At 77.7% G+C, this 574-nt stretch carries 1 protein-coding gene and 1 pseudogene; both read left to right on the top strand.

What is annotated here, in order from left to right; genetic code table 11:
- The coding region (locus A7A76_RS25350) for an STAS domain-containing protein (RefSeq protein ID WP_206413922.1) at positions 1-213 on the top strand (213 nt) is incomplete at its 5' end.
- Between the two features lie 109 nt (positions 214-322).
- A pseudogene (locus tag A7A76_RS25345) lies at positions 323-574 on the top strand (hypothetical protein); the annotation flags it as partial.

The following is a 574-nucleotide window of genomic DNA, read 5'->3' as shown; positions in this document are numbered from 1 at the left end:
GCGGCCGCGCTGTGGCCGCAGGCGCGGCCGCTCGCGCCCGGCACGCGCCGTTTCGACCTGACCCAGGTGGCCTCGGTCGACAGCGCCGGCCTGGCGCTGCTGGCCGAACTGGCCGCGCAGGCGCCGGGCGTGGCCGTGGTCGGCGAGCCGACCGGGCTGGCCGAGCTGCGCGCGGCCTACCGCCTCGACGATTCGCTCGGTTTCGGACGCTGAGGACGCGCCGCCGGATCGCTGTCGCCCCTCTCCCATCGTTGCGGTCGCCGACGCCCACGGACGTGGCCTGGCCGCCCCCACCGCTGTCCCGGAAGACTAGACTGCAACCATGCGCCCCCACGCACTCCCTCTCGCGCTGGCTTTGGCTCTGGCCGCGCACACCGTCCCGGCCCTGGCGAACGACGCCGCGCCGGCCCTGCCGGGCGACCCGTCCGCGCTGATCATCGATGCCGCCGCCCTGGCCGCCGCCACGCAAGCGAACGCGGCGCCCGTTGCCGACGCGCCGGTGCAGACCGATTCGGCGCGCGCGCTGGCCGAAGCCGGCGCCGCCGAGGCCCACGCCGGCGCTGCGGCCGATGCC

This window comes from Lysobacter enzymogenes (genome assembly GCF_017168095.1).
In the GTDB taxonomy this organism is placed as follows: domain Bacteria; phylum Pseudomonadota; class Gammaproteobacteria; order Xanthomonadales; family Xanthomonadaceae; genus Lysobacter; species Lysobacter enzymogenes_D.
The sequence above is the reverse complement of the archived record's forward strand: the minus strand, read 5'-3'. Positions and strand labels throughout refer to the sequence as shown.